At 33.0% G+C, this 21,630-nt stretch carries 28 protein-coding genes; all 28 read right to left on the bottom strand.

The genetic code is table 11. From position 1 onward, the window contains the following. Positions 1 to 179 precede the first annotated feature (179 nt). Positions 180 to 584, bottom strand: a complete 405-nt coding sequence (locus tag PP176A_RS03960; RefSeq protein WP_071139148.1) for a phage tail assembly chaperone — start codon at positions 582 to 584, stop codon at positions 180 to 182. Positions 585 to 638: 54 nt separating this feature from the next. After that, complete coding sequence (locus PP176A_RS03955; protein ID WP_071139147.1) at positions 639 to 980, bottom strand: hypothetical protein; 342 nt, start codon at positions 978 to 980, stop codon at positions 639 to 641. A gap of 66 nt (positions 981 to 1,046) precedes the next feature. Next, positions 1,047 to 2,888: a TerB N-terminal domain-containing protein gene (locus tag PP176A_RS03950; protein WP_071139146.1), complete on the bottom strand. Its 1,842-nt coding sequence runs from the start codon at positions 2,886 to 2,888 to the stop codon at positions 1,047 to 1,049. A 63-nt stretch (positions 2,889 to 2,951) separates the two neighbouring features. Then, a complete protein-coding gene (locus tag PP176A_RS03945; RefSeq protein WP_071139145.1) occupies positions 2,952 to 3,428 on the bottom strand; it encodes a phage tail tube protein in 477 nt (158 codons plus the stop codon). Between the two features lie 14 nt (positions 3,429 to 3,442). Further along, positions 3,443 to 4,489, bottom strand: a complete 1,047-nt coding sequence (locus PP176A_RS03940) for a phage tail sheath C-terminal domain-containing protein (RefSeq protein ID WP_071139144.1) — start codon at positions 4,487 to 4,489, stop codon at positions 3,443 to 3,445. 12 nt (positions 4,490 to 4,501) lie between these two features. Further along, entirely contained in the window at positions 4,502 to 4,903 is a 402-nt protein-coding gene (locus tag PP176A_RS03935) for a phage tail terminator family protein (protein WP_071139143.1), read from the bottom strand. Further along, on the bottom strand, positions 4,893 to 5,339 hold the full coding sequence (locus PP176A_RS03930) for an HK97 gp10 family phage protein (RefSeq protein WP_071139142.1): 447 nt from the start codon (positions 5,337 to 5,339) through the stop codon (positions 4,893 to 4,895). Before PP176A_RS03930 ends, PP176A_RS03935 begins: the two co-directional genes overlap by 11 nt. After that, complete coding sequence (locus tag PP176A_RS03925) at positions 5,336 to 5,671, bottom strand: hypothetical protein (protein WP_071139141.1); 336 nt, start codon at positions 5,669 to 5,671, stop codon at positions 5,336 to 5,338. Before PP176A_RS03925 ends, PP176A_RS03930 begins: the two co-directional genes overlap by 4 nt. Beyond that, positions 5,668 to 6,009, bottom strand: a complete 342-nt coding sequence (locus PP176A_RS03920) for a DNA-packaging protein (protein ID WP_071139140.1) — start codon at positions 6,007 to 6,009, stop codon at positions 5,668 to 5,670. The genes PP176A_RS03925 and PP176A_RS03920 overlap by 4 nt, the downstream gene beginning before the upstream one ends. A 30-nt stretch (positions 6,010 to 6,039) precedes the next feature. Continuing rightward, positions 6,040 to 6,213, bottom strand: coding sequence for a HeH/LEM domain-containing protein (locus tag PP176A_RS15780; RefSeq protein WP_083381765.1), 174 nt, complete (start codon positions 6,211 to 6,213; stop codon positions 6,040 to 6,042). A gap of 14 nt (positions 6,214 to 6,227) precedes the next feature. Continuing rightward, positions 6,228 to 7,211 (bottom strand): major capsid protein, encoded by a 984-nt coding sequence (locus PP176A_RS03915; RefSeq protein WP_071139139.1) that lies wholly within the window; start codon positions 7,209 to 7,211, stop codon positions 6,228 to 6,230. A gap of 30 nt (positions 7,212 to 7,241) precedes the next feature. Then, complete coding sequence (locus PP176A_RS03910; protein ID WP_071139138.1) at positions 7,242 to 7,856, bottom strand: phage scaffolding protein; 615 nt, start codon at positions 7,854 to 7,856, stop codon at positions 7,242 to 7,244. Positions 7,857 to 8,063: 207 nt separating this feature from the next. Further along, the gene (locus PP176A_RS03905; RefSeq protein ID WP_071139137.1) at positions 8,064 to 8,375 is read right to left on the bottom strand and encodes a YjcQ family protein; all 312 of its coding nucleotides are present in this window, start codon (positions 8,373 to 8,375) and stop codon (positions 8,064 to 8,066) included. An 11-nt stretch (positions 8,376 to 8,386) separates the two neighbouring features. Beyond that, the gene (locus PP176A_RS03900) at positions 8,387 to 8,638 is read right to left on the bottom strand and encodes a hypothetical protein (RefSeq protein ID WP_071139136.1); all 252 of its coding nucleotides are present in this window, start codon (positions 8,636 to 8,638) and stop codon (positions 8,387 to 8,389) included. A 1-nt stretch (position 8,639) separates the two neighbouring features. Further along, positions 8,640 to 10,136, bottom strand: coding sequence for a minor capsid protein (locus PP176A_RS03895; RefSeq protein ID WP_083381764.1), 1,497 nt, complete (start codon positions 10,134 to 10,136; stop codon positions 8,640 to 8,642). Then, the gene (locus PP176A_RS03890) at positions 10,136 to 11,557 is read right to left on the bottom strand and encodes a phage portal protein (RefSeq protein WP_071139135.1); all 1,422 of its coding nucleotides are present in this window, start codon (positions 11,555 to 11,557) and stop codon (positions 10,136 to 10,138) included. Before PP176A_RS03890 ends, PP176A_RS03895 begins: the two co-directional genes overlap by 1 nt. 13 nt (positions 11,558 to 11,570) lie before the next feature. Continuing rightward, on the bottom strand, positions 11,571 to 12,839 hold the full coding sequence (locus PP176A_RS03885) for a PBSX family phage terminase large subunit (protein WP_071139134.1): 1,269 nt from the start codon (positions 12,837 to 12,839) through the stop codon (positions 11,571 to 11,573). After that, entirely contained in the window at positions 12,811 to 13,581 is a 771-nt protein-coding gene (locus PP176A_RS03880) for a helix-turn-helix domain-containing protein (protein WP_071139133.1), read from the bottom strand. Before PP176A_RS03880 ends, PP176A_RS03885 begins: the two co-directional genes overlap by 29 nt. Before the next feature lie 78 nt (positions 13,582 to 13,659). Next, positions 13,660 to 14,136, bottom strand: a complete 477-nt coding sequence (locus PP176A_RS03875) for a hypothetical protein (RefSeq protein ID WP_071139132.1) — start codon at positions 14,134 to 14,136, stop codon at positions 13,660 to 13,662. A 142-nt stretch (positions 14,137 to 14,278) separates the two neighbouring features. Next, positions 14,279 to 14,716, bottom strand: a complete 438-nt coding sequence (locus tag PP176A_RS16590) for a stalk domain-containing protein (protein ID WP_255401479.1) — start codon at positions 14,714 to 14,716, stop codon at positions 14,279 to 14,281. Between the two features lie 65 nt (positions 14,717 to 14,781). Beyond that, positions 14,782 to 17,136, bottom strand: a complete 2,355-nt coding sequence (locus tag PP176A_RS03865; protein WP_071139130.1) for a S8 family peptidase — start codon at positions 17,134 to 17,136, stop codon at positions 14,782 to 14,784. A gap of 3 nt (positions 17,137 to 17,139) precedes the next feature. Then, entirely contained in the window at positions 17,140 to 18,246 is a 1,107-nt protein-coding gene (locus PP176A_RS03860) for an AAA family ATPase (RefSeq protein ID WP_071139129.1), read from the bottom strand. 398 nt (positions 18,247 to 18,644) lie between these two features. After that, positions 18,645 to 19,058, bottom strand: a complete 414-nt coding sequence (locus tag PP176A_RS03855) for an RNA polymerase subunit sigma-24 (RefSeq protein ID WP_071139128.1) — start codon at positions 19,056 to 19,058, stop codon at positions 18,645 to 18,647. A 12-nt stretch (positions 19,059 to 19,070) separates the two neighbouring features. Further along, on the bottom strand, positions 19,071 to 19,352 hold the full coding sequence (locus tag PP176A_RS03850; RefSeq protein ID WP_071139127.1) for a hypothetical protein: 282 nt from the start codon (positions 19,350 to 19,352) through the stop codon (positions 19,071 to 19,073). Positions 19,353 to 19,396: 44 nt separating this feature from the next. Continuing rightward, positions 19,397 to 19,975, bottom strand: coding sequence for a hypothetical protein (locus PP176A_RS03845; protein WP_083381762.1), 579 nt, complete (start codon positions 19,973 to 19,975; stop codon positions 19,397 to 19,399). A gap of 69 nt (positions 19,976 to 20,044) precedes the next feature. Further along, positions 20,045 to 20,251, bottom strand: a complete 207-nt coding sequence (locus PP176A_RS03840) for a hypothetical protein (protein WP_071139125.1) — start codon at positions 20,249 to 20,251, stop codon at positions 20,045 to 20,047. A gap of 218 nt (positions 20,252 to 20,469) precedes the next feature. Next, positions 20,470 to 21,243, bottom strand: a complete 774-nt coding sequence (locus tag PP176A_RS03835) for a hypothetical protein (protein WP_071139124.1) — start codon at positions 21,241 to 21,243, stop codon at positions 20,470 to 20,472. Then, entirely contained in the window at positions 21,243 to 21,605 is a 363-nt protein-coding gene (locus tag PP176A_RS03830) for a RusA family crossover junction endodeoxyribonuclease (protein ID WP_071139123.1), read from the bottom strand. The genes PP176A_RS03835 and PP176A_RS03830 overlap by 1 nt, the downstream gene beginning before the upstream one ends. Positions 21,606 to 21,630: the final 25 nt, after the last annotated feature.

Genomic DNA, 21,630 nt, shown 5'->3' with positions numbered 1-21,630 from the left:
TCGCCTACCTCCTTTCGTCTTTATTTTAGACAATTCTCTTTTTTCATTTTCAACCCTAACCTGTATACTTGCATATATAAAAGCCTTCTCCCGGCTGCTCATATCATTCAAAGCAGAAGGAAGAATATGAAGTTTTTGCAAGGCAAAATGCGCAAGATTAAACTCGGCATCGCCTTGCTCTATTCGTTTTTTACTTCTTCAATATTATCATTTATATCTTCATCTAAACCGCTCAATTCTTGTACTGCTTGAGCCAGCTTTGCGTATTCCCCGATATATAACATTTTTTGAAGCAACGCAGATTCTCCAAGTACTCCATAAGCCTTTTGTAATTCTGCGTTTTTTAAGTCAGGAAATACAACAGCTCTTGATGTTAATTCTGACACATACTCCACTCTGTCGAAAATTTCATTATCATTTTTATCCCTTCTGGTAAATTTTTTAATAAGCTGCTTATTTTCTTCCTGCGATATGGCACGTATAACAAAAGGTACTGATTTCCCTTTTTCTACAAATCTGTTTGACACAATCACCTCTTTATTCTCTGTCTTTATTGGATTTAAAAATGCACCTAATGAACTCATAAATTATCTCTCCTTTTCAATTTTTTATATAAATAAGACACCCTTTCGAGTGTCTTAAAATATCACTTGCATTAACATTTTGTACGTTAAATCATCTAATTCTAGTAAACTTCTTTTCCCATCTTTAAATTGAATAGTAATTTGATATTTCCCTTTGTTTTTTCCGCTTATACTTCCTGCAATTAAACCAGCCCCGCCCAATAATGCTCCACCTATTATTCCTCTTGCTGCACCGCTTGCCGCACTTTTCCTATATTCAGTATTTATTATTTCGTAATTTTCTACAATGTCCTTACTTAATTTGATTTTTTTTAGCCAATTACAAAGTGAAACTGAATTAAATCCCGCTTTTACAACATATCCTTTATAATCGCCAGCAATTACGCTATTTATCATGCTCTCTCCCCTCCCGATTAATAATTTCACAATCATTATATCAAAAGGTCGGCAATCTTCTCAACATTATCTATCACAATGTTTTATATAAGAAATCCATTCTTCTATATGCTCAATATATTCTTCTAAAGTTTTATCTTCATATAATATTATATCTTCACCTTTTAATACTTGCATATACGTCTTTATTTTTTGCAATCTTATCTTTCCTATATAGCATTTTCTGCATGAAACATTGAATGTACCATCTGTAAGTCTTTGTAACTTCAATCTTTCGGCTTCATATAAACCCTGCTGTGTCATAGCTTCAATAAGACTTTTTATAAATATTCTTTCCTTCTCTATGACTGGAATCTCTTTGTGAGGATAAACACTATAACTTATATTATTAATTACATGATTTAATTCTTTGTCTATATCAATTTCTTGTCCTTGTTGTTTAAGTTTTCTATTCTTTCTATTTATCAACTTTACTTTTTCATGAGCCTCAGTAAGTATTCCTAAAACATTCTTTGCAAATTCTTCATTAGAAGTTATATCTGGTGCATAAGCAAATCTTTTTTTAAGTCTTAAAGAATAATTGGCCATAGCTATAGTAATCTTCCCCTTGGAATTTAAAAAATCCTCTTTGCGGACTACATAGTAAGGCTCTTTATATCTTTCGATTAATACATTATCTAATTCATGCATAAATAAATCATACTGATTTTTTATATATCTGTCATTAGTAAAACCCACAGATCTGCGCATCCTTAATAAATCAGATGAAGAATACTTATTTGTTACAGCTCCTATAACAAAAGTTGCTAAATCACGTGAGGATGTCTCTAAGTTAATTTTTTCGATTAAATCAATTTTTCTATGCATAAATGCAGATATTAAAAGTGCATCTGCTGAATAAGCTAAAAATGAGCTATTTTCATGATACATTCTTAGCTTATTTATCATGTTTACAGCTTTTTCGAATTTTCCATATAATAAATGCCTCTCTAAACCATAGTAAAATATAAATACATATCCGATATCTACTTGGTTATTTGTTATATCCTCCAGCCATTTTAAATAGACATATCTTTGCCTTGGGGTAAGTTTGTTATAACTTGGATAATACCCTATGCTTTCCTTGTTATTATTTAAATATCCTGCGGGCTCAATAGATAAATCAGTATCTATTAAAGAAGGTTCAGAAAAAATATTTTCTCCGTTTTCTTCATAGTTATTTCCCTTTACCCATAATAGTTCTTTTACATCAGATGGTATATTTATATTGTCAAAATTTAAATAACTATCATCGGGAACATATCTCTCTTTTAGAGTAATCTTAAAAATATCTGATGTAGTTACAGTAGGCTTTGTTTCTGCAGGAACATTTTTATTCCTATTGTTATTACTAAAACTACCAATTCTCATCCTATAGCATTCATCAATTTTATTAAACCACTTTTCATATTTATTATCATCTACAATTCCATGCTCAGCGCCCTCTCTCAAGATATTCAATTTATCCATTGCCAAATCATATCTTGATATAAATGTATCGGAGTTTTTAGTTTTTGCCATTATTTCATAGCAATCATTTAATATCCTCATATTATTTTCAAATTGCCTATTTAAAATTTCAGATTGAGTATCATTCTTGATGTAGTTACGTGTTTTAATATTATTATTTAATGTCTTTTTGTTTAACATTTTTATGTCACGTGAACCAATTTCATTTTTAAATTTTCTTCTTAGAAATCTTAGTAAGGAATAACTCAATGAGATTAAAACACAGCATACTATAAACGAAAGCATTCTTATTGCCAAATTACTTGATTGGTCTGTAAGAATTATCATTGAAACTACAATAAGTGCTATTAAAAATAAAAATACATATACGATTGCCAGCCCAAGAAAAAATTTCTTCATATTTCCCCCTCCTAATAAATATATACAACATAATTATATCAGAAGGGGAATGTTTTTCCATAATTATCTATAATTCTCCGGCAAATCAAAGTAACTCAATCCTTCTATAGAATCAAATGTGAAGTCTGTATCTATGGTAATGGGATCATCGCTTTGATCATCCAACGTGGTTATAGGAATAGTTTTAAGCAGTACGTTCAACAATACAACCTCTTGAGACCCTATTGTAGATTGGCTGTCTTCATTACGGACCTGCAACTTCAATCCGCCGTATTTGCCTTCCTTGATATACTTAATAGCCAACTTAAGCATATCCGAATTCATAAAGTACATCGTCATACTGCCGGTACCTTCAGCTCCGGTGACTTTATGCTGAGTCATCCTATGCCCTAACATATTCCTCGTTTGCACCGTTAAATCAAGTTGAGCCGTCAATTTTGATATCTCGAACAATTCTCTATTAGATCCATCTATAGTAATATAAGCCTTCCCCTCTTTGGAGGAAATAGTATCCGCTAACCTTGGATAATTATCTGCCATGTTTTATCCCTCCTTTATGACAAATTAACCGTAATATACATTTTTTCTACACTATCAACTGGCTGAATATAACAATCTATAACCACAGCATCAGAATCATTCCCGGGATTTACGGTCACATCTTCTGGTGTAAAGTTCTGTATAGCATTCATCTGCTGAAGTTCATTAAAATATTCAATCAATGACGCTCTAAGCAATGACCTGCCATCAGGATTATTATTAATCTTACCTACATAGTTCGATTCAAATATTGTAGTTATGTCATTATTAACATTATCTAATACTCGTATTACCCTGTTTTTCTTAAACTGCTTTCCCTTATCTGCCGTAACAGTAGTAAGAGAATTAATATCATATACAGCCGTAACGTTCTGAGCAGTATCAACTTTAAATATAAACTTATCCGCTGTAATAGCTGCTTCCATCTCTGCTTTTGTCATCCTCGGTACCACATCAATAGCGCCAACATAATTCTGACCTGTGTTTGACTTATTTATATTTGCTCCTGCCGTCTGACCTGCTACCCATGCAGTAGTTTGTGCAGGTGTTAGCTCTGTCTCATCTGCCAATTTTACTCCTTGTGCAACGTTAATTATTGCTTCATCATCAGCTTCATAATTTGCTAATACAGCTTGTATTTTTACTCCTTCATCTTTTCTCATGGCATCAAGCCACGTCTTAATCATAGCCTTATTTTCTTCATATCCCGTTCCATCATAAGGATAACAAAGTGTATTAAACGATATTGTTTTTAATTTAGCTAAAGCTGTAGTTAAGGTTGCGGCTGTATGTTCAGTACCTAAATTATACAAAAGTACCGTTTTAGCTCCTTTTAAAGCTTCATTTGTAAGCAGTTTATCTGCAGCGGTAGCGCCTTCTGGATATTTGCTTGCATCTGTAGCCGTTATTTCGTATATCTCCCCCGCAGCTCCTACGCTCATTTCCTGTAACAGCGCCACAATGCCCCTGTCACCCGGCGTAATAGATAGCGGGGCATTTGTTCTAAAATTCAAATAGGCACCAGGAAGTATCTTGTCTTGACTTTCCCATGTTCCTGCCATATTCTCACTCCTTTATATATTTGTAGTTTGCTCTTGCATCTTTACAAACTCTTCATTTTTTATCTCTGAATAGTTCACATAAGAAGTAAAATGTAATACATTATCCGTTATTGTTGCTTGTTTATTAAAAGCTCTATAACTGCCTACTAAATCAAATCCTCTGAACAAACTTGATGATACTTCCAAACAGTCATTTTTAATTTCCGTAGTTCCCTTATCGCTAAAATAAGCTATATCAAAAGAAAGCAGACTTTTAAATTTATTATTAAGTCTTTTGTTATAGTCTTGCTCTATAAGAGTAATTAAAAAAGAAGGTGTTTTAAATTTTTGAGGAACATCTTCATCATAGATTGTATGATTAGGATATAATTCTAAAAGCTTATTTACTATAGCTTGTTTTATATTATTTATCATGGTCTCTATTCACCTTCTTAACTTCTTTTTCAAACTCTTGTCTCATTGTTTTTTCTGCTTTACTAATAGCTTTTTCTAACATAAATTGTCCCGGTACCCATGGCTTCACTAATTTCTTGCCTATTGCGGGTACATAGCGTCCTACTTCCTGCCCATGGCCATAGTTCACATAGCTGCTGTAATCTGCCGGATTTTCTAATGTTTTAGTAACTCCATCTGCTGTTTTTATTGCTGGTGTAGTTCCCCAGCTTTTACGCATAAAACCTGTTACGACCGGAGTATTCCTTTTTACATCTGCCAATCCGACATTTACAGACTTATTTAATACTTTCACATCAATATCGGATATATCATCAAACATTGATTTAAGTTCTTTGCGGTATTGGTCGATAAAAGCTTTATTCCTTCTGTAATTACTACTTGAATTATGGCTCATACCATGTCACTCCTTTTAATGCTAAATTCCATATGATTTGTATACGGAAATCCTTCACCAACATTCAGCGTCACCTTCCTGCCGTTTCTCTGGGTAACTATAACCTTATCACCCTCCTGAATATCTGCGTCTAAGTTACAAAACAAAGTATAGGAATTGACTATAGTAGGTACTCCATCAGTGCCCGTATCAGCCAAAGAGCCCTTGCTATACTGGCATCTGATATTAGAATGAATTAATTTCTCTTTACTTTTTGTAATCCCGCCTTCCACTACATCAATCCATCTATAGATATCCATTCTATCTCGCCAAAGCCTTTCAAGTGGATTCATTGTCTCAGCCTCCTAAAAGTCCGTAATGTTCTCATATCCCTGTCGGATAGTCCATAAATGGTTTCTTTGGAGGTTTTCTCATCCACGTTATACGTTATGGAAGTGTCTCCTTCTTTAACCGATTCGATATCAAATACAGAAGAATTACCATTTTCAGCCTCATAATTTATTATGTTTTGGACCTTCTTGCGGATGAAAGGCTCTAACTCAATAGGCAGTTCTTTTAAGTTACAATAATTTAAGACTTCCTGAATTACGTCTTTTATAATTAAATCCTTATCATCATCAATAATCTTCAAATTTTCTTTTACCTTCACAACCATTTCATCGGTTGGCATTATATCAGCTCCTTTAAAAAAGGGAGCTGATTACTCAGCACCCTCTAATAATTTAATGAGATCCCCTTTCTTTGCTTTTACATCATATTCGATGCCTTTTTCATCAAGCATTTTCTTTAAGTCTGTAACTGTAGGTTCAGATTTTTTCTGATTCTTCATTACATGTTCATGCAACCGTTTTACTCTCTCTTCGTATAATGACATAACATCTCCTCCTATTAAGCGGTTTTGAATACGAATTTTACAATACGGATTTTCTTTGGCTCGTATACCCTAGTCCAGTTAGTGCCGGTTGCTAATTCAGTCAAATTCGGAAATTTCTTAGTTAAACCTGCTGCCGGCTCAACCCATTTAACCCCACGGGGATGCAGGATAGATAGACGTCTGTTAACCAAAATATCCTCCCCTGCCAATGACAATCCGTTACGTACTACCTCTGTTTCTTTGATGTCCTTGTGGCTGCCATTACCCCAGGCAATAGCACCTGCACCGAATAAGTATGCTTCCGATGCACCAGTAGCTGTATCGAAAGCAATACTGTCATCCACTATAACCCTCTTATTCATGAAATACGGTACTCTTACCTTACCTTGGGATTCTTGCACATATTCGATAAGATCATTTTTTGCAAGATAATTCTCGGTTGCACTGTGAATCATAACACCGGTTAATAAATCCTTGGCATCGCCCATTTTTTGCACTGCATCCAAGAATGTCCTACCGTTTATAAGAGCCGCATCTCCTGTTTCTGCTGTAATGTCATGGACTTTATCTGACATATTAGCTGCTGCAAAAATGCCATCCAGAATAGACAACAGGACACTTTGATACTGTCTATCCCAGTAGGCCGCAAATAAATCGGCTATGGCTCTCATTGGATCATCACCAGAAAGTAAACTTGTCAATGCATTTGCACCAAAAGATTTTACAAATCCAAGTTTTCTGGCAACGTCTTTATCCGAGCCAATATTGCCGGGTTGAGATTCACCGGTATCATCCATAATTTCAATGTCTCCAGTTAAATCATTCCAAAAAGGCATATTGGCTGTTAGATTTGGACCACTGGCTAATTCATCAAATTGTTTATCGTTCTCTGCAATTCCGCTTTGTATTAAAGCGGATAATTCCATTGTTCTGTTAATAGTATAAGGTGTAAACACCTCAGGTTGAATAACGTCTGCTACTCTTGTAATATCTGGCATAATTTTTACCTTTCCTTTCTATAAATTTTTTTATTTTGTACTTGCCATTAATTGTTTTGCAAGCTCAGGGTTTTCTCTAAGTAATTTTCCCTGTTCTGTTAAGTTAAAATGTTCTTTACTCCAAGGATTTTTTATCCCATTCGGATTTTTTTCTTTATTATATGGTTCCCTGCCTTCAATTACCGGCATAAATAAATCTTTATATTGTTCTTTTATAGCCGTCAATTGTTCATCGATGCCGGTTACCGAACCATCTGTATTAACTGCTAATTTTGTCTTGTCAAATTTGGTCGTCAACAAATCTGGATATTTGGTATCAGTGAGTTTTGATTGTATAGCAGCATTAATTGTCATGTCTTTAAGTTTAGCCTCATACTGCTCTTTAGTTGTTTTGTTGGTTTCCTGCAGGACTTTAATTGTTTTCTCCAGTTCTTCATTGCCTTTAACTTCGCCCTCAAGGTCTTTGAGCTGCTTGTCTCTTTCTTTGATATCATTTTCTAATTGCTTTTTAGCTTCCGAAACTTCATTGTACTTATCCTTTGGGATTAGATACTTCGGCATTTCTTTATTCATATCTCCAACTATTCCGTCAATCTTTGATTCGTCTATGCCTGCCTTTTTCAATAATTCCTTTAACCAATCCATTTATTCATCCCTCCATACATTTTTATACAGGTCTGTGCCTGTTTTAGGTTCTTTCAGTTTATACTCATAAATACTAAAAAGAGTAATAAAAAAAGACTATCCAAAATCTTAATAGTCTTACTTCTTTAGAGTTTATGGATGCCTTATCCATAAACTTCATATTTAAGCATAAGAAAAGCACCTACTATTTTATTTAGCAAGTGCTTTTTACGGTATTAAATCTGCAATTCCTTTAGCTAAATTCGCAGCTTTTTTCATGAATGAATTTTCTTCAAGATACTCAAGCCCTTTTAAAGTTATTTTTAAATCTATAAGTTTTACTCCACGCATTCCCATACTTTTAACATAGGATATACCTTCAATGTATCCTTCATCTTGGAGCATGACCATAATAGCTTCCCATCTATTTTGAGATACTCCTAAAGTTTCCGCAGAAATAAGCCTTGCGTCAAATTCATCATAATCCATAGCTTTTTCAAGGGTTTTCAATATCTTATAGATAATTTTGAAGTTATCCATACTAACATCCCCTAAAAATTATAATCTTTTGCATCTAGCTTTATATCTTTGTTGTTTAATATTTTTTCATCAATATCAAAATCAAGGCCTAAAGCCTTTAAATCATAAGCTCTTAATTGTCTTTGAATATTAGAAAGTATTTCATTATATGCTAATAATTTTCCTTGTTTAAATTCACTATCGTCCTCTTTTATGGTATCCTCTAAATCTTCTTTAATATCATCTATTATATCTTTAAAAATTGATTCATTTTCTAATTTCATATCATTCTCCCCTCCCTTTAAGAAACTTTTCAAATATTATCTGTTCTTCCCTATTCCTTTTTAAATCTTTACTCCACTTTCTTATTAATCCTTCTTGCTGAATAGCCGATTTATTATTCCAATCTTTATCGTACTTCTCCGGATTTCTTATTTTATCTTTGTGTTCATCTATTTGTTTTTGATGACTATTAATTGATTTTTTAATTTGAGCATCCGAATATTTTATACTGGCTTTTTCATATGTCCCTTTATGCCTTCCTCCTGATTTAGCTATTTCATAAATCTTATCTCCATCAAGATTTAAAGCTTTGTAAATCCGTTTATTGTTATCCCATTCTTTAATATTATTATACTTCATATCCTGGAACTTATCAAAGGAATTAGGTATGTCTTTTCCTAAAACTTCCTTATATCTTTCATACTGTGCTCTGTCACTATGCCTATTCTTCCACTTCTTTTCGGCTGTAATTGCTTCTGGATTGCTCTCAACATATTTCTTATGCCATTCAGTATAATTCATATCTGCAGGTGCTTCATAACCCTTGCCTGTTACCGGGTCCCTTGCCACTCTCGTATCTTCTGAAGTATCATTGTCATCATAATATGGTACTGTAGTAGTCCTACAAAATATGTGATATGGCGGATAATTTACTCCGACAGTAGCTTTTTCTACATCATATATTTTCCCGTCTTCACTTCTGCATATATCCGATGTTTTCATATCAAGAGTTGCAAGTATTTGATACTTTGTTACCCCATCTTCTTTATACCCTTCTAAGGTTGCCTGCTCCATGATAAAGCTACTTTCAGTATGCAGCAGCCTATATGCTTCATATTCCTTAACATCAAATTTCTTGGCAAAATCTCTACTTAGAGTACTTGGATTCTTGCCTTGCACCAACATAGTCGTAATAGATTCATTCAGCTGCTGCAGCATATGGTCTTTTTCTTTCCATATCCGAGTAGAAAAATCAGCTCCATTGAAAGGATATTTTATGAGTTCCTCTATAGTATGTGGATTAACTTGTGCAAATTCCTGATGGAAACCATGGTATTGGTCTATGTTATACCACGTCTTGTAATATGCATCGGAATATACATCTTTTAGAACATCTTCCCCTTGAGCTTGATAATCTATAGAATATAGTCGTTGAAGTATGGCGTCAATCTGTTTTTCAAGAACTTGATACCTCGTCATCCTGGCTTTAATGGACATATTGTTAAGCTCTAAATTGTACTCTCCCATATGCTCGTTTACCTTGGCTATAAAATCTTTTAAATCTCCTATTTCAACTTTACTAAGTAACTTTTGAGCGTCTGCATAAGATACTATTTTGTTTTCATTCATATATCTTACATAAAAATCATTTATAACCGATTGAATTTCCCCCTTTGATTGCTCAAATGTCTTCTCAAGTCTCTTGTAATACTCCTTAATTTTCATTTCCCCGGCAAGATATTTTTGTTCCTGCCTTTTTTCCCAATATGAATTTGGCATTATTCATCACCTGCTTGATTACCTTCTTTAAACATTGGAGGTTCATCTGGCTTATTTTCCTTTTTAATTCGCTTTATTTCCTCGTCTACGTTTTCTACCCAAGGATGGTTAGTTATAATGGTCTCATCAGAGATTATACTCTTGCTGTTTTGACAATCCGTAATGGCTTGGCTTTCATTGATTGCTATATCCCGGTTAAATACTATTGTAATTTCTTTATCACCTGATACATGTTGTTTGGTTATTCCAAGATAGATATTTACAAACTGAAATAACTCCTCAAGCGCCCATTTAAACCATCCTTCTAATGCATTACATTTTAAATCTAAGCCCGAATATATAAATTTTAAAGCTATCCCTGATGGGTTATTCCCTAATTTGTCACTATTCTTGTCCACTCCTTGGCCAAAGTCAAAAATATCCTTCTTTAATGCTTCATAGTGAGCTTTAGCAGCTTCAATGTTTATATTATTTTCTATCTTATCTACTCCGGCATCATCATCTGGATCTATTTTAATCCCGTGATAGTATGCTAAATCTCTTACAAATTCACTTAAACTACTTCCTCCATAACCTTTCAAAATGTATACCACATTCTTAATTTCATCAAGAAGGTTGGATACATCGGACCTTGTCTTATCATAGTCATCAATCAGAGTTTTCACAAATTGTAAGTCTGGCAATTCAAAATCATTATTTTTAAAATAAATGAATGGAACCTTTCCCCAATTAGAAGGTGTATTGTTTATCTTAAAATGCCCATCATAAGAGCTAGATCCATCGAGATACATTTCCGCATCTAATATAACCTCTCTCTTTTCATTATCAAGAACATAATATTCTACATTATCAGCAGTCCAATACTCTATTTTGGTAACATATTTCTTTTCTTTGCCCTCATAGACTTCTATTTCATAATATCGTATAACTGCCTGTAGTTCCTCGTGATCATTATCTACCCAAATAGGTATGATCTGTTCAGATGGAATTTTTATAGTTCTAAATTGTCCTTTTGAGTCTATATACACATGAAGCCATGCTATTCCTTTATTGCTCGCTTCTGTGCCAAGTTGAGTCAACTTTTTTTGAAATCTCTTTCCTAAAACTTTTTCAACTATTTTAAGATATTCCTTATCATCACATGTTAAAGTATATGGTTTTAATAACAAATAATTGACTTTATCATCAACTAAGGTATGCATAAATCCGTGAGCAAGTTTATTATTAGCTTTAGTTTCATCTTCTACAGGCCTTTCATCTTCATATCGAACCATTTTTCGGTTTAGAATATCATTTTCAACTTTGTAATATTTTTCTCCTTCAATCATAAGTCTGCGTTCTTTAGAAACATTAAATTCATCTATATAAATCTTTATAAGTTCTGGAATTGTTAATATGTTCACATTATTATTAAAAATCATCTTTTCACCTCTTTTACTTAAGAAATGTAATCCCTTTACCCCTGAATAATACTGTATTCACAAAATATCTATCACTATCTAAACAATGATCATTCTGTTTTATAGGCTTATCTTCACCCCTCTCTGCCGCTTTTTCATCCCAGACGTAAGAAAAAAATTCTCTAAATGTATTTATACAACAGTTATTGTATGCTATAAGACAATTAGTTAAAGCTGTGCTCATATTTCTTATTCCGTCTATAACATCGTTATTGGCTTTCTTGACTTTAAATTTCCCATGTTTTTTTATAGTAGCAATAAAAGAAGCTGCACTTGGATCCACAATTACAGCTTTTATTTTTATCTTTCCTATAAAATTTTCTAAGTCCTGATAATATTCTTCATCAGTTTTTTGTTTGGATTCATCTCTCCCCGAATAGTAATATTCCTTTATTTTACACCATTTACCTTGATATTTCCCCCATAATCCAAAAGTAGTAGGATTTTGAGTCCCATAATCGCAGCTGATGTAATGTTCGGTACACAATTCATCATCTATAGATACTTTATGTTTGATTTCATCAAACATATCATAGACAAGTCCCTCAGCCATAACCCATAATCCTAAGATATATCTTTTAAAGAATACTCCTGAATACATTCGTTTATATCTTTCTCTCACCTTTAAGGACAATGTCAAATTGTCTTCCATAGTAAAATGTAAATAATAAACATTTTTTTCTTTAATCTTATCGATATATTCAGTCTTGAAATAATGGTATGGCCCTCTTGGGTTACAATTCATAAATATTTTTGAATTATCTATTGAGCATCTGCCTATCATTTGGTCTACAAAAGATTGAGGAAACAAAGCTACTTCATCAGCAAGAGCCCCTGCAGCTGTAAGCCCTTGTAGTACATCTTGTGAAGCTTCATTGTTGGCGCCAAATAAATAATAAGTATTGCTACCTATAATAATAAAATTTTCAGACCTATTGTATTCACTTTTAATCACCCAAGATTCTAATATTTGTCTCATAGGCTTAACTACATTTCTTTTCAATGCCCCCATAGATTTCCCGGCAATAATAAAATCCTGGCTTTCAAAATTAGTTAATGACCATCTTAAAAAACTGCATATCATTGCAATTGTTTTTCCTGAACGTATAGCTCCATCCGCTATAACTATATCTTTATTTTCATGAACAGAACCATCTTGCCACCAATACAATAGCTTTTTCTGCTTTAACGAGAAAGGCTTGAATTGAAAAGTTTTAATTTTCTTTTTCTTGAATATCCTCATTGTTATCATCCTTGAATAATGTTTTTATTTCTTCTTTATTTAATTTAGTAGCTTTTAGGAATGAATTTATACCTTTCTTATCTTCATCACCTTCTTCGGCTCCAAATACCTTGGCTCTTTCGATCTCTATTCGATCCTTCTTAAGCTTCAATTCTATATCTGCCTTATATTTATTAAATTCAAATCTTTCCTTCTCAAGCTGTAACTTTTCTGTATCTCCTGCTATTTTAGCCTTAGCCTCAATAAGTCTTCTAAGTTGATCCATGCAGGCATTTATGCCAGCTATCCTATCTTCTTCTGATAATTCTTTTTTTACCTTTTGGTCAAACATATTATAAAAAAAAGACTGTTTCAAATTAAGTAGTCTTGCGATTTTAAGCCTAAGCAGCTTTATTTCATCATCCACATTTGTAGACGACTGCATCACACTAAATAATATCTTATCTTCTGTATTAAGCATATCGAAATATATTGATTGATACGCACCATGTTTAATACTGTTTAAATTTCCTTCGGGAGCTCCACCGTCATTCCCTACTGCATTCTTATTATTAAAGGGTGCACCCTTTTTATTTTTGTGTGCATCCTTTTTTTTATATTTTTTCTTTTCATCAGACCATCTATATCTTTTTATCCAGGACTTTAATGTATTTATGGATATATTGTATTTATCGCATATATCCTTATATTTCATTCCCTTAAGATAATCCTGCTTAGCCTTATCTCTTATATTGTTGTCCACATCACCACCTACTTAATTAAGTTGTTTTTTATGTACGAAAAAAGAGCCTTAGTTAGAGGCTCTATAGTAAACTAATTTTTATTTATATCTAATATTATTTGATTCTTCAACTTTAATTTGATTTAATATATGTAAGCATAAGTTATAAAAAGCTATTTCTGTGGCATCTTTCTTACTCTTATTGTCTCTGTAAAACATTATTATTAAAATGGCTGCAAATACCGCAATATATGTAAAAAGTAAAAAACTATCTGTTTTATTTCGATCATAAAAGATCTTTATAAAGACCATCATGATTGTTATGGCTAACGCAAAATATGATACCTCAGGGCTACAATCATAATTTGTTATTTTATCTTTCTTAATGGTAAGGCGATACCTCTCTTCCTTATAATTAGCATTTTCAATATCTTTATACTGCTCTTTTACTTCTGCAATAAATTTATTATAAAACTGTTTATCGTCTGAGACGCACGCTTGGCTTTGTTTATGAAAATACTTTTCAAAAACATTTCTTAATTGTTTTCTTTCACTACTTTTAATAATTTCTTCCATATTTTATCTCCTCTTTTTCCCCTATACTTCTACAAAAAGAGAGGAAATCCTTTCTAATTTGCAACAATATTTTGCATAAGAAAAGAGCCTTCTAATAGCCCTTAACTTACTTGATTATTACCTAATATAAATTTCTTTCTTTTTATAAATTAGGCTGTGGATATATGGCAGTATTTAAATCATTATAAAGATCAAGATAGTGAACTTCTGTATTTAATAATAACTTCATATACTCAGGAGTAGCATAATAACCGCCATTAATATAAACTACATCACCACTTAAAGTCTTATCCGTAAGCGTTTCTAAGTTTGAGGTTGAATATGGAACAAGTTCATTTGGATCATAGCTAAACGTATAAGCATTCACTGTATTAGTCTTTGCATCCCATTCCACTTCAAATCCAGCAGACTCTAAAACCGCTTTAATTGGTAAATAAGTTTTACCGTTTTTAACAACAGATTTTGTATCATTTTGAATTTCAACGTTATTATTGTACAGAATTTTAGTTCCAATTGGTATTTCAATTCTATCATGTTCAGTTATTACTATTGCTGTTGATTTAGCAGCATCGTAACCAATAACTACATCTGCAATAGTTCCAATAATCCATTCATATTCTTTTAAAGCGTACGTTATGTTCAGCCCTATTTTATTGAAATATTAACATCACTTGAAATTTTGATATTGCTATGCCAAAAGTTAAATTCATCCAGCTTTTGAGTTACTTCATCGTAAACATTTTCTTTTCCAGCAGGATCTCGAATTGTAATAATCAAACAAATTTCTTGGCTTAATTCTATTGATTCTGCCGCCGCCTTCCTCTCCGTATGATCCCTGAATAACCCACGCACATACAAATACCAATTTTTATCTTCCGAGAGATAATGCAATTTATTTGATTCGGTCAATTCAGATAAGTCGACAGCGTATTTTTTTACAGGGTAGTATTTGTCCCCATATTGAATAAGTAGCCTTTCCCTTAAAGCAAAATCATCAATTTTTTCTCTCATCCTCATCTTGCTGTATAAATTCCCACGAAATAAATTTTGTGCTCCTTGTCGACCAACAGGATTAAGAATATTACGTTTGCTTATATCTCTTTCAGTCTTAGCATCATATGAACCAAACTTCACATCCACATTTGATTGACAATATTCAATGCCTTGTGTAGGATCAAGAATAGGATCATAAACTAATGTAGCAATTACTTGGCCAGAATAGAAACCATCATGAATTAGACAAGTTGGCATAGGAAAATCCATTATGTCTATGTATTCACCCTTAGCCAAACTATCTCTTAATATGAGTGTCGCTTCATGCGGAGCATTATAAATTATATCTTTAACTGTCTTAGGCACTCCAAATCCCAGTTGCTTTGTTCTCTCTGTAATAGGTACTTTTAAATTTTTTGTATAAGAGGCAGAATGAATAATAAGGGCTTTAAGTAGCAAAGGATCAAATTCTTCATTTAACTCTTGATACAATCCTGCTGCAAGCGAAGTGATACGAGGTGTGGAAAAACTTGTCCCAACAGAGCTTGAAAGCTTTCCATCTTTAGAAAAAGATTTTACACCTGTTATTACTAATTTGCCTGAATTATCAATACCTGCATTTCCTCCATAATGTGACACTTCTGGCTTGATGATATATTCGGGGCCAGGACCAATGCGAGAGAATGGCGATGGATTATCTATATCGACAAAATCATATTTTCCCTTATCTTGGGCAACAGAACCAACAACCAATGATCTTACGGAATCGGCTCCTTCATGAATTCTTCCTTTAGGAAGCCCGTGAGCAAAATTTGAACAGTTACCAGCAGATTTACAGATAAGAACATTGTATTGATCTTGAAGGAAGTCTAATGCAATCGCAAAATCGGAAAATTTAGTATCGCTCACCGGCTTGGTGATGCTTATAGATAGATTCCAAATTTTTATATTTTGATAATTTGCAGCAATTGCTTCTTTTATATTTGCTATCAAATCATCTTCATCTAACCCTTCTTTATCTGTATCAGGAAAAACCGTTGCATCAAAAATCTTGATTCCGTGATGTCCAACCCAATCTTTTTGTTCACAGATATCACCGTATAAAGCAATACCTGCAACAAATGTACCATGTGTAGGGTTTATATTTTTATCCGGATAGACAGTCCATCTTTTATCTACTATCCACGGTGCAAGATGTGGAATGGGAGCAATTCCATTATCCAAAATCCCAATTGTAACATATCGCTGCGTTTCCCGTGGACGAATAATATCGACATGATTTTCATCTGATAAAGAGTCCAATTCAAGAAAATATTTTGGCATAGGTTCAATCGAAAACAATGCTTCATATACATCTTCATCTTTTAGACTATCTATATTGGCGTGAGAAACATGAAGTATTTTATAAATAGGGTATTGTTCAGAATAATCCGTCCTTTTGTATTCAATACCTCTTTTATAAAGCGTACGTTCAAAAAGTCGTTGAATTGCAAGATTTTGTTCGTAATCTTGAAAATCAATTAATTTAACTTTGTATTCCATTTGCTCATCTTTCAATATCATAATGGGTTCAAATTTCCAAAAATTTTCCAAACACGAAATTGCATAATTATTATGATCATAATCCTTCAAGCGAGAGGAGATTTCTCTCATTTGAGCAATAGAATTTAATCTGACAATTAATTCATTAGTGTTCGCTAAACCAATAACATTATTATGATTAGTAAATTGAAAAAGTGTGGATATATCTTTTCTTCTTGACTTTGCCGTGGAGTCATTACACATCTTTGCAACAAATATAAATGGAATAGCAGACTCTTTTTCTTGTCTGTTAAACATTTCCTCTTTAAAACTATCAAATGCATCAGAAAGAAATGCTGATCTTTGAGCTAATTCTTCGCCTTCTAAAAGCCACTTTGGCGGTTCAGAATTCCCACCGGGTTCTACTCTTAACTCGTCAACCTCTCTTGGTGCAAAAAATTTAATTGGTAATTTTTCATTACTCATGAGTTAATCCTCCTTTATCTCAGAAGCTTTAGAAATTGCTTGAATTTTTCGAAGTGGAATTTCTAAACTTTCATTAATTTCTTTGTGTGGTGCATTGTTTTTAAGGAGATACCGAATAAAATCCTTTTCATCATCAATTGCATGGTGAGCGTGAAAATAAACTTCTTTCAAAATATCACTGCTCGTCAAACTTTCACGGTTTTTAATAATAACATTTCGAAGAGCATTGAACACAATAGTCTTTATATCTGAATGGCTAAATCCCAACAGTGCAGTTTCCAATTGTTCCAGTTTTTTGTCATTGCCTATGATATTATTAGGTGCGTTATCTAAAAGAATTTTTACTAATTTCCCAATTTCATCCATTTGAGGCTTTTCTAAGGTAATGACTTTAGAAAATCTTCTCCAAATGGCTGGATCAAGTAATTCGTGATGATTTGTTGCGGCGATTAATATGCTATCGCTACTAAGACTATCAATATTCTGAATTAGGCTATTTACCACTCGTTTTAATTCGCCGAGTTCATTTTTATCATCTCTTAATTTGGCAATAACATCAAATTCATCTAAAAAAAGAATACATTCTCTTTTGGCAACATAGTCAAATATCTTTCTAATATTTTTAGCAGTACTTCCCAAAAGTGAAGAAATCAGTCCGTCTAAACGTGCAGTGACTAATGGCAGTCCTGTGAGAGTTGCGATATATTGAGCTACTGTAGTTTTTCCACAACCAGGAGGGCCATATAGTAATAGAGAATTTGACATTTCCAATCCTGCTCTTAAAAGATTATCTCTTCGTGTATAGCACTCAATAAATCCCTTAATTTCTTCTTCTACATACTTACTCAGTACAATCTGCGAAGAAGAAATTTGTGGCATGGATATTTCTACAATATCCATGCGACTCTCAGCATCAACTGGTTTAGTGGAAAAACTATCCAGTGAAGTTAATGCACCTTTTTTTTTGCTTAAAACCGCACGAATTCTCTTTGCTAAAGAATTCTCACCTTGAGAATCCAGATTATCAGCTAACACTGTAGCATAATTGAGGACTTTTTCTTTATCATTAGAAAGTCCACCTTCTATTATTTTAACTATTTCTGTATACAAGCAGACATTCCTCCTATTCGTTATTATTATACTCAAATATTGCATTTTTGTCAATGCATTTGTTATTAAAAATCAAAATAACGTTATCAAAATATAAATTATTGTTATCAATATTTATTATTGCTTTGTAAGAAACAATTATGCATTAATAAAATCCAACGCTAAACATTGATCCGTATATTGGTATCTATTTATGTTTTACGTGGTAATATGCGATTTATTCCATTTCTCATTACATGTCAAATTCCTTCTCATTTCGTAAAAATATGCAAAAAGACACGCCGCTCAGGCATGCCTTTCAAAAGGGGTAGGGAGATCTTTGATTTTCAAATTCCTATATAAATATACTTTTCACTACTACCATAATACCACATCTAAAACGGACAAAGAGGACAACTTTAGTTTCTCATTAAAAATCTTTCTGCCACCTTTCTTACACTGTCCGCTGTATTTCCTCCCCCTATGCTTGCCGCCACCTGCTCCCATGTCAACCCATTCACATATCTAAGTGAAAGTATCTGCCTTGTCAGACTATCGTCTATGGTGTTGATATATTCTTCTATCTCCTCTACAAGGTCCATCAATTCTTTCACTCGTCTATCAAGCCTTCTCTGCCTTCTTCTCAATTTTCTGGCATACTCTTGCACATCTACACCTCTGATTTTAGCTGTGTACTCTATATATGGAAAGCTGGATTGAGATGCCTTGACTGAATCAGATGTAGTATGAACTTGTATATCGCCTATTTGTTCTTTTAGCATTGCAATTTCACTTTTCAAATACCTTAGCTGTGAAAGTTTGTGTTTGTCCACCCCTGTCCCTCCCTATTTTCCGTATAAAATCTTCATTATCCGGTCATTTTCTTCCATATTTTTATCTCTCTGTTTACTTAAGTTATTTATTTTAACCATTATTTCGTACACCTCTTCAGACATTATCTTTACATTTTCAATCTTTTCTATAAGTAGTTTTATTTCTTCCCCAATTTCTTTATCCCTCCGGAAATTATTATCCATTCTTTGTTCATAAAGCAATTCAATGGGATTAAATAAAGGCTGCGAATGTAATATTGCATATATTAACTCATCTTTAGTAAATACGTTCAAGTCCTTAAGAGTTATTTTCTTATCTGACGTTGTTATTTCCTCCCTTACAGATTCCTTAAAAACTCTCTTACTTCCATGTAATTTAAGCTATATTTTTCGCATAGTTCAAATATTGAAGTTGTTAATTTTCTATACTTTAAACAATTTTCCCTTGCTTCTTTTCTTAACTTTTCAATTTGAATGGTAAGCCTATTTATATATCCAGTATCACACGTCTTTATAAATTTTTGTTTTTCTCTATTCAAAGACCTTATCATAGAGTCTTTAAGTATATTTTCATCAATGGAAAGTTCTTGCTTTTTAGCTCTTTTAATATATGCACTGCCAGTAAATACCCCTACGTAATCGGGTATTTCATCTTTTACTTCTTCATACAATGCCACTGGCATAACGTAATAATTAAAATGACCCAAAAATGATACCTTGGCTTTACTGCGAAAGTCTTCCTTTGATACTTTTATTTCATAAAATCGCCAAATACCTTTGGTGTCATAAGTTACATAATCAACTCTTTCACGGCCATAAAAGCCTATAGTTACTTCAAAGCACCCAAATATGCCAGTCTTATTTGTAGCATCATATATGCCTTTTTCAAGTTCTTTTGTCAAATCAGTTTTAGACACTCCAATCCCTCCTCCAGCAAACTTGGTTGACGAATTTGCCTGTTTTTCTCCGTTTGATTGATATCATTCTTATAGATACTTCCTGCCTGTTTCCTTATCTTTTAATTTAACTCTATCTATCAGTTCTAAATTCCTGTATTTAAGAATATTTTTTATTTCACGAATTGTGTCATGGACCTCTTTATCTCTTACTCTTTCAACAAAATTTTCTTTTTCAATTATTTTTGCTGCTGTGGGATCATAACACCCTGATGCATTCTCCCAATATTTACTCATTGCTCTGCCTCCTACCAAATTATCGCGTATGATTGTGCTAAAACCAAACACCAGATTATTAAACCTAAGAAACTTATAACTCTTTCGTATAGCTCATCTTCTTTTAGCGTTCCAACCAACTCTATAACTACAGACAGCATAGATATAACAAACAAAATCCATGATATTATCATCATTTCTTGTCTACCTCCTCCTAAATAAAAAACTTAAGTCTATTTTTAACATTCAGATTCATCGCCTAAAAATACAGGTAAGAATAAAGCTTGCTGGTTATTTCCCTCTACAACCAAAGCATTAACCCCGCTTTTTGGATAGGAGATAATAATATTCATTCCTGAAAATGCCATAAGCAATTTATCTATATAATATTTTTGAAAGGCTACTTTCAAATTTGAATGTTCTAACATGATAATTTCTGATGATGTTTCCTTGTATATATGCCTTTTCACGCATAATTTGTGAATAAAATCTTCTGTTTTAAGCCTAATTATATTTTCACTCTTTTCTTGTTTAATAAAGTCCTCCATGTGTAAAAAACTCTCCTTTATACCAACTGGAAAAATATTTATATCCTCTGCATGTTCTCCAAAATCAGCTCTTGTATCCCACTTGATAAGAGTATTTTTAAAATCATTTGAAATATTATTACAATTAACAATTATCCCCGCAATTCCATCCGTTGCTATTAACCGATTTTCTTCCACCATAACATGGTCTAAGAAAAATCTTTCGTCATTTTCCCGACAAAAATATGAGCATTTTATAAATGAATCTACAAATCCATCCTTTGCTTTTGCTGCAGGTTTCGCATTAATCAGCTCTTCTTCAAGCTGTCTTATTTCAGCTCTTAAACCATCACATCTATTCTCTGCTCGGCGGACTTCTATTTGAAGATCCTCGAGTTCTTCTACCCTATTTTCATATTCAACTTTCTTTTCCCTTAACCGCCTTTTTGACTGAATTAATCTTATGTCTATATCTTCTCTATACATCACTCTGCCTCCTTAATCTCTATTTCAACCCGTGGGTTATTCTTGTCCACCTTAAAATCATGTCTAAAGCTATTAACTTGTTTCCATCCATCATTTTCAATTACTCCTGCCATAACTAATCCGTCTAAAATAAACTTAATTCCTGCTGCAATGTTGTCCTTATCCTTTTTCTTACTTCTACAAATCCAAGTAATATTTAAATCTATTTTCTTAAAACGTCCTTTCCCTTTAGCCAGCCAAGCCACCATTTCTGTATATTTTTTCTTCATATCCCTGTAACATATGTAATGTGCCTTTGATGCATCTATGATTGTATTTAAATCTGGCAGCTCTCCAGGAATAACTATTGTTGCTTCCTGCATAAAATCAACCCCTCAATATTCTGTT

Origin of the sequence: Sporanaerobacter sp. PP17-6a (assembly GCF_900095615.1) — a bacterium.
Classification (GTDB): Bacteria; Bacillota; Clostridia; order Tissierellales; family Acidilutibacteraceae; genus Acidilutibacter; species Acidilutibacter cellobiosedens.
The sequence above is the reverse complement of the archived record's forward strand: the minus strand, read 5'-3'. Positions and strand labels throughout refer to the sequence as shown.

Coding starts and splice junctions, on each gene's coding strand:
- PP176A_RS03960 (WP_071139148.1), bottom strand. CDS start 584: ATGAGTTCATTAGGTGCATTTTTAAATCCAATAAAGACAGAGAATAAA.
- PP176A_RS03955 (WP_071139147.1), bottom strand. CDS start 980: ATGATAAATAGCGTAATTGCTGGCGATTATAAAGGATATGTTGTAAAA.
- PP176A_RS03950 (WP_071139146.1), bottom strand. CDS start 2,888: ATGAAGAAATTTTTTCTTGGGCTGGCAATCGTATATGTATTTTTATTT.
- PP176A_RS03945 (WP_071139145.1), bottom strand. CDS start 3,428: ATGGCAGATAATTATCCAAGGTTAGCGGATACTATTTCCTCCAAAGAG.
- PP176A_RS03940 (WP_071139144.1), bottom strand. CDS start 4,489: ATGGCAGGAACATGGGAAAGTCAAGACAAGATACTTCCTGGTGCCTAT.
- PP176A_RS03935 (WP_071139143.1), bottom strand. CDS start 4,903: ATGATAAATAATATAAAACAAGCTATAGTAAATAAGCTTTTAGAATTA.
- PP176A_RS03930 (WP_071139142.1), bottom strand. CDS start 5,339: ATGAGCCATAATTCAAGTAGTAATTACAGAAGGAATAAAGCTTTTATC.
- PP176A_RS03925 (WP_071139141.1), bottom strand. CDS start 5,671: ATGAATCCACTTGAAAGGCTTTGGCGAGATAGAATGGATATCTATAGA.
- PP176A_RS03920 (WP_071139140.1), bottom strand. CDS start 6,009: ATGCCAACCGATGAAATGGTTGTGAAGGTAAAAGAAAATTTGAAGATT.
- PP176A_RS15780 (WP_083381765.1), bottom strand. CDS start 6,213: ATGTCATTATACGAAGAGAGAGTAAAACGGTTGCATGAACATGTAATG.
- PP176A_RS03915 (WP_071139139.1), bottom strand. CDS start 7,211: ATGCCAGATATTACAAGAGTAGCAGACGTTATTCAACCTGAGGTGTTT.
- PP176A_RS03910 (WP_071139138.1), bottom strand. CDS start 7,856: ATGGATTGGTTAAAGGAATTATTGAAAAAGGCAGGCATAGACGAATCA.
- PP176A_RS03905 (WP_071139137.1), bottom strand. CDS start 8,375: ATGGATAACTTCAAAATTATCTATAAGATATTGAAAACCCTTGAAAAA.
- PP176A_RS03900 (WP_071139136.1), bottom strand. CDS start 8,638: ATGAAATTAGAAAATGAATCAATTTTTAAAGATATAATAGATGATATT.
- PP176A_RS03895 (WP_083381764.1), bottom strand. CDS start 10,136: ATGCCAAATTCATATTGGGAAAAAAGGCAGGAACAAAAATATCTTGCC.
- PP176A_RS03890 (WP_071139135.1), bottom strand. CDS start 11,557: ATGATTTTTAATAATAATGTGAACATATTAACAATTCCAGAACTTATA.
- PP176A_RS03885 (WP_071139134.1), bottom strand. CDS start 12,839: ATGAGGATATTCAAGAAAAAGAAAATTAAAACTTTTCAATTCAAGCCT.
- PP176A_RS03875 (WP_071139132.1), bottom strand. CDS start 14,136: ATGGAAGAAATTATTAAAAGTAGTGAAAGAAAACAATTAAGAAATGTT.
- PP176A_RS03865 (WP_071139130.1), bottom strand. CDS start 17,136: ATGAGTAATGAAAAATTACCAATTAAATTTTTTGCACCAAGAGAGGTT.
- PP176A_RS03840 (WP_071139125.1), bottom strand. CDS start 20,251: ATGAGTAAATATTGGGAGAATGCATCAGGGTGTTATGATCCCACAGCA.
- PP176A_RS03835 (WP_071139124.1), bottom strand. CDS start 21,243: ATGTATAGAGAAGATATAGACATAAGATTAATTCAGTCAAAAAGGCGG.
- PP176A_RS03830 (WP_071139123.1), bottom strand. CDS start 21,605: ATGCAGGAAGCAACAATAGTTATTCCTGGAGAGCTGCCAGATTTAAAT.